General features: G+C 58.7%; 6 protein-coding genes. 4 read left to right on the top strand and 2 right to left on the bottom strand.

What is annotated here, in order from left to right:
- Nucleotides 1–88: 88 nt before the first annotated feature.
- On the bottom strand, nt 89–916 hold the full coding sequence (locus DW850_RS09845) for a Cof-type HAD-IIB family hydrolase (protein ID WP_117786952.1): 828 nt from the start codon (nt 914–916) through the stop codon (nt 89–91).
- A gap of 554 nt (nt 917–1,470) precedes the next feature.
- Between DW850_RS09845 and DW850_RS09840 the strand changes: the two genes are divergently transcribed.
- The 3 genes from DW850_RS09840 (at nt 1,471) to ndk (ending at nt 5,331) form a co-directional block, all read left to right on the top strand.
- Nucleotides 1,471–2,697, top strand: a complete 1,227-nt coding sequence (locus DW850_RS09840) for an argininosuccinate synthase (protein ID WP_117786951.1) — start codon at nt 1,471–1,473, stop codon at nt 2,695–2,697.
- Nucleotides 2,698–3,118: 421 nt separating this feature from the next.
- Nucleotides 3,119–4,549 (top strand): argininosuccinate lyase, encoded by a 1,431-nt coding sequence (gene argH / locus DW850_RS09835; protein WP_117786950.1) that lies wholly within the window; start codon nt 3,119–3,121, stop codon nt 4,547–4,549.
- 377 nt (nt 4,550–4,926) lie between these two features.
- Nucleotides 4,927–5,331: a nucleoside-diphosphate kinase gene (gene ndk, locus DW850_RS09830; RefSeq protein WP_055251725.1), complete on the top strand. Its 405-nt coding sequence runs from the start codon at nt 4,927–4,929 to the stop codon at nt 5,329–5,331.
- A 180-nt stretch (nt 5,332–5,511) separates the two neighbouring features.
- Here the strand turns inward: ndk and rpiB are convergent, their stop codons facing one another.
- Nucleotides 5,512–5,979 carry a ribose 5-phosphate isomerase B gene (rpiB, locus tag DW850_RS09825; protein WP_035138007.1) on the bottom strand — a complete coding sequence of 156 codons (468 nt, stop codon included), beginning with the start codon at nt 5,977–5,979 and terminating at the stop codon, nt 5,512–5,514.
- A 271-nt stretch (nt 5,980–6,250) separates the two neighbouring features.
- On the opposite strand from rpiB, the gene DW850_RS09820 reads away from it, so the two are divergent.
- Nucleotides 6,251–7,573: a serine dehydratase subunit alpha family protein gene (locus DW850_RS09820; RefSeq protein WP_117786949.1), complete on the top strand. Its 1,323-nt coding sequence runs from the start codon at nt 6,251–6,253 to the stop codon at nt 7,571–7,573.
- Nucleotides 7,574–7,678: the final 105 nt, after the last annotated feature.

The raw sequence follows: 7,678 nt of genomic DNA, 5'->3' as shown, positions 1-7,678 counted from the left end.
AAGCACTTAATGTGCTTTCCGAGCGAGCCCAGGACCTGACCGAACGAAAAACTAATCCGCGCCGCCCGGCCGGGTCCGACGAGCCCCGTTAACGAGCCGCCAAGATGGCGTCGATGAGCGTCAGTACGCCCCCGTCGTTGTTGCTCGGAATGCGCCACTTGGCATGCGCGTTCATGTGCTCCTCGGCATTGTCCACGATAAAGCTATGCCCGACGCGCTCGAGCATGGGAATATCGTTGTAGGTGTCGCCCACGGCGGCGGCGTCGGCGATATCGATGCCCAGGTGGTCGCACAGGTGCGCGACGCCCGACCCCTTGTCGACGCCCAGGTTCATGAAGTCGATCCACTCGCGCCCGGCGTTGGTGACGTAGAGCTTGTCCGAGAACTCGGGGCTGTAGTCCTCGCGAAACGCTGGCTCGGCATCGTAGGCGGGGAAGAAGATCGAAATCTTGTTGGACTCGATATCAAGGCACTCAAAGCTATCGACGTAGTTGATCGTGTTGTAGTACACGCTGATCTCGTCGTGGTACTGATGGTCGCGGGCGAGCACATAGAACTCGTCGTAGCAGCACAAGACGGGAACGGCACGCGGGTCCTCCGAGGCACGGGCGAGCACCTGCTGATACAGCGCCACATCGATGTTGCTCTTATAGATATAGCTGCCGCGATAGATGACGCAGGCTCCGTTGTCGGGACAAAAAGCAAGGCGGTTCTTAATGCTCTCGAACATTTCCTCGAGTTTGGGGGCGGGGCGTCCGCTGGCGGGGCAGAATACAATGCCTGCGTCGGCGAGCTTGTCCAGGCGCTCATCAAGACCCTGCGGCAACACGCGCTTGTCGGTGAGCAGCGTCTTGTCCATGTCGACGGCGAGAATCTTAATGCTTCCGATATTGGTGTCCGATTCGTAAGTTTGCATAAAAGCGCGCCTTTCGTTTCGAAATTGTTTCAGACGTTATAACCATCAACCAGTAACTGAGCGTATTGTCGCAGGAACGGAGCGTATTTGCACCACGCTTCACAAAGTAATGAAAAAACTTTTCAGAAATTTGAATTTGTCGCTTGTGCTGCGGGCACTTTAGCGTAATATAGCGACCATCGAAAACGGAGACGGAAATACAACCGCTTACCGAAGAAAAGGTACCGTTTACGATATTAGAATTGCGCCCGGCGATAGGTGAAAGGAGAGGCAGATGCAGTTCGTAAAGATCATCACCACTGCAGATAATGCCATCCGACGCCAGCGCGCAATTTCCCGACGACGATAACAATCGTCTCTGTTCGTATGGGGTGAAATGCCCCAACAGAGTCATTTTGAGGTCGTTGGGTTTTAGCACGATATAAACGCATGTTTCTAGGGCATGCTGTGCTGCTTTTTGCTATTTAACCTGATATTGCACGGTTTTTTGACCTCGAAATGACTTGCAACTGACCGATGTTATAACTAGCTACCAAGGGCGAAAGGAAACAGCCATGAGCAAGGAAAAAGTCGTTCTCGCATATTCCGGTGGTCTTGATACATCCGTATGTGTCAAGTGGCTCCAGGACGAGAAGAATCTCGATGTCGTTTGCGTCTGCGGCAACGTGGGCCAGGAGGAGACCGGCTTGGATGCCAAGAAGCAGAAGGCGCTTGACCTGGGCGTTCTCGATTGCCAGGTGCTCGACCTGCGCGACGAGTTCTCCGATGAGTTCCTGACTAAGGCCATCGCCGCAAACTCCATGTACGAGAACAAGTACCCGCTGCTCTCCGCGCTGTCTCGCCCGCTGCTCGCCAAGAAGCTTGTCGAGGTCGCTCACGAGTTTGGCGCGACCTACGCCGCCCACGGCTGCACCGGCAAGGGTAACGACCAGGTTCGTTTTGAGGCTGCCGTCAAGGCCCTCGACCCCGAGCTTAAGGTTATCGCCCCGGTTCGCGAGTGGGATCTGAAGTGCCGTCCCGATGAGGTTGCCTATGCTCACGCCCACAACGTGCCGGTTCCCGAGGGCGCCAACGACAACCCCTATTCCATCGACGACAACCTGTGGGGTCGCGCCATCGAGTGCGGTCACCTGGAGGATCCCTGGAACGAGCCGCTCGACGACGCCTGGGTTATGACCAAGAACCCCGAGGACACGCCGGACACCCCGACCTACACCGAGATTGAGTTTGAGGCGGGCAAGCCCGTCGCCGTCGATGGCAAGAAGATGAAACTCTCCGAGATCGTCATCGCCCTCAACAAGATTTCGGGTGACAACGGCTTTGGCCGTCTCGACCTGGTCGAGGATCGTCTGGTGGGCCTCAAGAGTCGCGAGTGCTACGAGGTTCCTGGCGCCCTGACGCTCATCACCGCCCACAAGGCGCTCGAGGACATCTGCGTCGAGGGCGACCTGCTCAAGACCAAGATTAAGCTCGAGCAGGATTGGGCCACTGCCGTGTACAACGGCCAGTGGTACAGCCCGCTCAAAAACGCGCTCGATGCCTTTATGGCCGACACCCAGAAGTTCGTGACCGGCACCGTCCGTCTGAAGTTCTTTAAGGGCAACTGCCATGTCGTCGGCCGCAAGAGCCCGTTTAGCCTGTATGACTACGGTCTGGCTACCTACGACCGCGACACTACGTTTGACGAGAAGGCCAGCGCCGGCTTTATCGAGATCGATACGCTGTCGCTCAAGACGTGGGCTAAGGTCCAGGGCCCCAGCTCTGCTGCCGCCCAGGCCTAGCGCCTCCTTCCTTTGGTATCCGCGCGGCCCATCCGCGTGATACATAACGGGCGCATGGGGTCCCTACCTTTCGTTATGCTTGCTGACACTTCTTAACATCGGTGGCCCCTACGTTCCGCCCGCATATATGATGCCGCGTCTGCGGCTGAGTCCGAGCCCCGCCGGGGTTGTCCGGCGGGGCTCTCTCTATCAATTTGAGGGCTTTACACCTTTATATATCCGAGGAGTATCCATTATGTTCAATGCGGTTGGCGGGAGTCGAAGGGCGCCAAGTGCCAGGTGCGTCACTTCTTTGCAAATTAGCTGCATGTTCCCGTGCACGGTGGGGAATGTGTAAAACTAGCGGTTGAAAAATCGCTTTAGCGACATGGCTCATTGCTTTGGGCGCTTTTTTTGGTATTTGGAGAAAGGGGACGGTTCCATGGCTCTTTGGGGCGGTCGTTTTGAGGCGGGAGTGGCCGAGGTCACGCAGGAGTTTGGCGCGTCGCTGCCTGTCGACAAACATCTCTATAAGCAGGATATCGCCGGTTCTAAGGCGCATGCCAAGATGCTGGCGGCCCAGGGCATCATCAGTGCCGAGGACGAGCAGGCGATTGCCGAGGGCCTGACCGGAATCGAACAGGATATCGATGCCGGCAACTTCACCTTCGATATCAACGATGAGGACATTCATATGTCCATCGAGAGCGAGCTGACGCGCCGCATCGGCGAGGCCGGTAAGCGCTTGCATACCGGGCGTTCGCGCAACGACCAGGTGGCGACCGATACGCGTCTGGGCGTCAAGGCGCTGGCCAAGGAACTCATGGAGGCCAATCTTGAGCTGCGCCATGTGCTGGTGGATGCGGCCAAGAAGTACGACAAGGTGATTCTGCCGGGCTACACGCACATGCAGCATGCTCAGCCCGTGCTGCTGTCGCATCATCTGCTGGCGTATTCCTGGATGTTCGCGCGCGACTTTACACGCCTGAAGGCCGCCTTTGATGCCGCTGACAACTGCCCGCTGGGTGCCGCCGCGCTTGCCGGTACGAGCTATCCGCTCGATCGCCAGATGACGGCTGCCGAGCTTGGCTTTGCGGGTGTGATTCCCAACTCGCTCGATGCGGTTTCCGACCGTGATTTCCTGCTCGATCTGCATTACGCCGGCTCCGTCATGGCCATGCACCTGTCGCGTCTTTCCGAGGAGATCGTGCTGTGGTCGAGCTCCGAATTCGGCTTTATCACGCTTTCCGACTCGTATTCCACCGGCTCGTCTATCATGCCGCAGAAGAAGAACCCCGACTTTGCTGAGCTTATCCGCGGCAAGAGCGGTCGCGTGTACGGCAACCTGGTGCAGCTGCTCGTGACCATGAAGGGCCTGCCGCTTGCTTATAACAAGGACTTGCAGGAGGACAAGGAGGGTGCGCTCGATACCGCCCATACGCTCATGCAGTGCCTGTCGGTTATGGCCGGCATGATCTCGACCTGGACTGTCAACGAGGACGCCATGGCGCGCGAGTGCGGCGTGGGGCATCTTGCCGCCACCGATGTTGCCGATTACCTGGCTAAGCGTGGTCTGCCGTTCCGTGAGGCACATGCCGTGGTGGGCCATCTGGTCCTGATGTGTGAGAAGCACGGCTGCAATCTTGAGGACCTGCCGTTTGAGGTGTTCCAGGAGGCAAGCCCGCTCTTTGAGCGCGATATTACCGAGGCGCTCGACATCCCGTCGATCGTTGCCGCGCGCACGACCGAGGGCGGCACCGCTCCTGCCGCCGTTGCCGTGCAGTTGGGGCGCGCCGAGACGCAGCTTGCGGCCGATGAGGGCGTGTTTGGCTCGTTGACCAAGGTCGTCGAGATGGGCCACGGAGCTAATTAGCTTATTGGATGCGTCTGTCTGGTGCGTTCATCATATCTTGCCTTTACGGGTGCCTGCTACGGTGGGCGCCCGTTTTGTTATAGAGAAGGAAGGAGCTTGTCGAGAACTTCTGTAGGACCTTTGGGCAGGTTGTGAAGGGGGCACGTTCGCGGGTGGCAACCGACCGCCCGCTCTGTTCGATGTGGTTGATGAGCGGTCGGATGGTACTCTAATCGGGCTTCGAAACAGAAGTGACACATATGGAGCGCTTTAATAAATTGCAGCGTTTCAATAAACAGCTTTTTGTTTAACTGCAGCTAAAACTCTGTTACGATGCAGTCCAGGCGGGTGCCGGAATGGGACTTGGGCACGCGCGAACCTACTTGAAAGGCTACCTTATGGCTATCGAGAAGACCTTCATCATGATTAAGCCCGACGCCGTGCGCGATCGCAAGATCGGCGAGATCGTTGCTCGCATTGAGCGCAGCGGCCTTGTTATCGAGCGCATGGAGATGACCACGCTCGAGCGCGCTACCGTCGAGGAGCACTACGCCCATCTGGCCGACAAGCCCTTCTTTGGCGGTCTCTGCGACTTTATGACGAGCGGTCCGGTCGTCAAGATGGTCGTTTCCGGCCTCTCCGCTGTCTCCAAGATGCGCACCCTTATGGGCGCCACCAACCCGCTTGATGCTGCCCCCGGCACCATTCGCGGCGACTTTGCTGTCGATGTCAACGCCAACGTGATCCACGGCTCCGACTGCCTGGAGAACGCCGAGATCGAGATCAAGCGCTTTTTTGGCTAAACCAGCTTTGACTCCTTAAAGCTGTTAGCGTGTGGCTTGGGCGCCGCGGAACTTCATCCGCGGCGCCCTTTTTATTCCAGTAGACTTTTGGTAAACCCCCACAAATCTACTAAAGAGCCCCCGTCCGGATGTTTCTTCCGGGCGGGGGCTGGCGTTAGCGTCGTATGGCTTTGTGAATCTTTAGGCCTCGTCGACGATCTTAAGGCCGCGCGTGTGGTCGATCTCGTTGAGGAGGTTAACGCGACGCTCGTGACGGCCGCCCTCAAACTCGGCGTCGAGCCACTCGTCGACGATCATCTTGGCGAGCTCGGAGCCAACGACGCGGGCGCCAAAGGCGAGCACGTTGGTGTTGTTGTGCATGCGGGAGAGCTTGGCGCTGAAGGGCTCGGAGCACACGACGGCGCGTACGCCCTCGACCTTGTTGGCAGCCAGGCTGATTCCGACGCCGGTGCCGCAGATCAGGATACCCAGGTCAACGTCGCCGTTGGCAACGGCCTTGCCCACTTTGTAACCGGCGATGGGGTAGTCGAAGCTCTCGGAGGTGTCGGTGCCAAAGTTCACGACCTCGCAGCCGCGCTCCTTCAGGTGCTCGGAAATGATGTTCTTGAGCTCGACGGCGGCGTGGTCGTTACCGATACCGATCTTCATGGATGGTTCCTCTCTGGTCTGTGCGGCGCAAATGCTAAAGGTGTTTACCGCGTTCGACTGCATGATAGCGCGACTTTTGTGTAAACGCTCGGGCGTTTTTTGATCAAACGCTTTAGCAGGCAACAAGACCCGCTTTTCATGAATGAATGCCGCCAGTTTGTGCTTGAGCGCCGTCCGCCGGAACCATGGTTGCGGTTTTTGATGCATTGTTATCAAATAAAGGAGCCAACTTTTTTGAGAGTCCAGCCCGTTATGCAAGCAGGAGATACCTATGCCTACCGATTCCATCCGTGATGCCGCGTTTTGCGATGTTTTGAACCGCGAGCTTGTCTGTGCGCTCGGCTGCACCGAGCCTATTGCCGTTGCCTATGCAGCGGCGTTGGCGAGCCAGACGCTCGGTTGCGAACCCGATCATATGGACGTTGCCTGCTCGGGCAACATCATTAAGAACGTTAAGAGCGTGACCGTGCCCAACTCGGGCGGTATGCACGGTATCGAGGCTGCGGCCGTGCTGGGTGCCGTGGGCGGTGACGCCAAGAGCGCGCTCGAGGTGCTCGAGAGTGTTGACGATGCAGACCGCGCTCGCGTGACCGAGCTGCTCGCCGACGCTGACTACTGCGACGTGTCGCTTGTCGAGGGTGTGCCTAACCTCTATATCAAGGTAACTGCCACTGCCGGGGGCCATACCGCGGTCGTCGAGATCACCGACCACCACACCAATGTTACGTGCCATACGCTCGACGGTATTCCGGTGTGTGGCAAGTCGGCGGGGGAGTGTGCCGCCTGCGCCGAGCGCGTCGTGGCCGAGCGTGCCGCCGATAAGGCCGACACGCCCATGTCGATCGAATCCATCATCGACTTTATCGAGGACGGCGACATCGAGGGTGCTCGCGCCGCCGTTGAACGTCAGATTGAGCTGAACGGCGCAATAAGCGCCGAGGGCCTGGCGCACGCTTGGGGCGCCGAGGTAGGCCGTACGCTGCTGGGCGCTCGTGCCGACGACGTCGCCTGCCGTGCCCGTGCCCGTGCGGCCGCCGGGTCCGATGCCCGCATGAACGGCTGTGCGCTGCCGGTCGCCATTGTGTGCGGCTCGGGCAACCAGGGCATCACCTGTGCGCTGCCCGTTATGGAGTATGCCGACTACCTGCGTTGCGACAACGAGCGCCTGGTGCGCGCCGTGATGCTGTCCGACCTTATCGCCGTGCATATCAAGAGCTATATTGGTGCGCTCTCGGCGTTTTGCGGCGCTATTTGCGCCGCGTGCGGTGCCGGTGCCGCGATTACCTGGCTGTGTGGCGGCACGCGCGAACAGATTGGTGCGACGGTCTCGAACACGCTCGGCAACGTGGGCGGTATCGTGTGCGACGGCGCCAAGGCGAGCTGTGCCGCCAAGATTTCCGCTGCCGTCGATGCGGCGATTCTGGGCCACGATATGGCCATGCAGGGCCGCGGCTTCCGCGCCGGCGAGGGTCTGATCCAGGATACCGTCGAGGAGACGATCGCGAGCATGGGCTATGTGGGCCGTGTGGGCATGAAGGATACCGATGTCGAGATTCTCAACATCATGATCGGCAAGACCATCGTCGACTGCTAGGGGCTCTGGGGCACTGCATCTTGTTGTTGAAACTATCGCGCTTGTGGCTGTAAAGCACCTGTCTGCATTGCGGACAGCGAGGATCTCGCGGTATGTCACCAGGTC

This window comes from Collinsella sp. AM36-4AA, assembly GCF_003467795.1.
In the GTDB taxonomy this organism is placed as follows: Bacteria; Actinomycetota; Coriobacteriia; order Coriobacteriales; family Coriobacteriaceae; genus Collinsella.
This window is presented reverse-complemented; position numbering and strand designations above follow the sequence as displayed.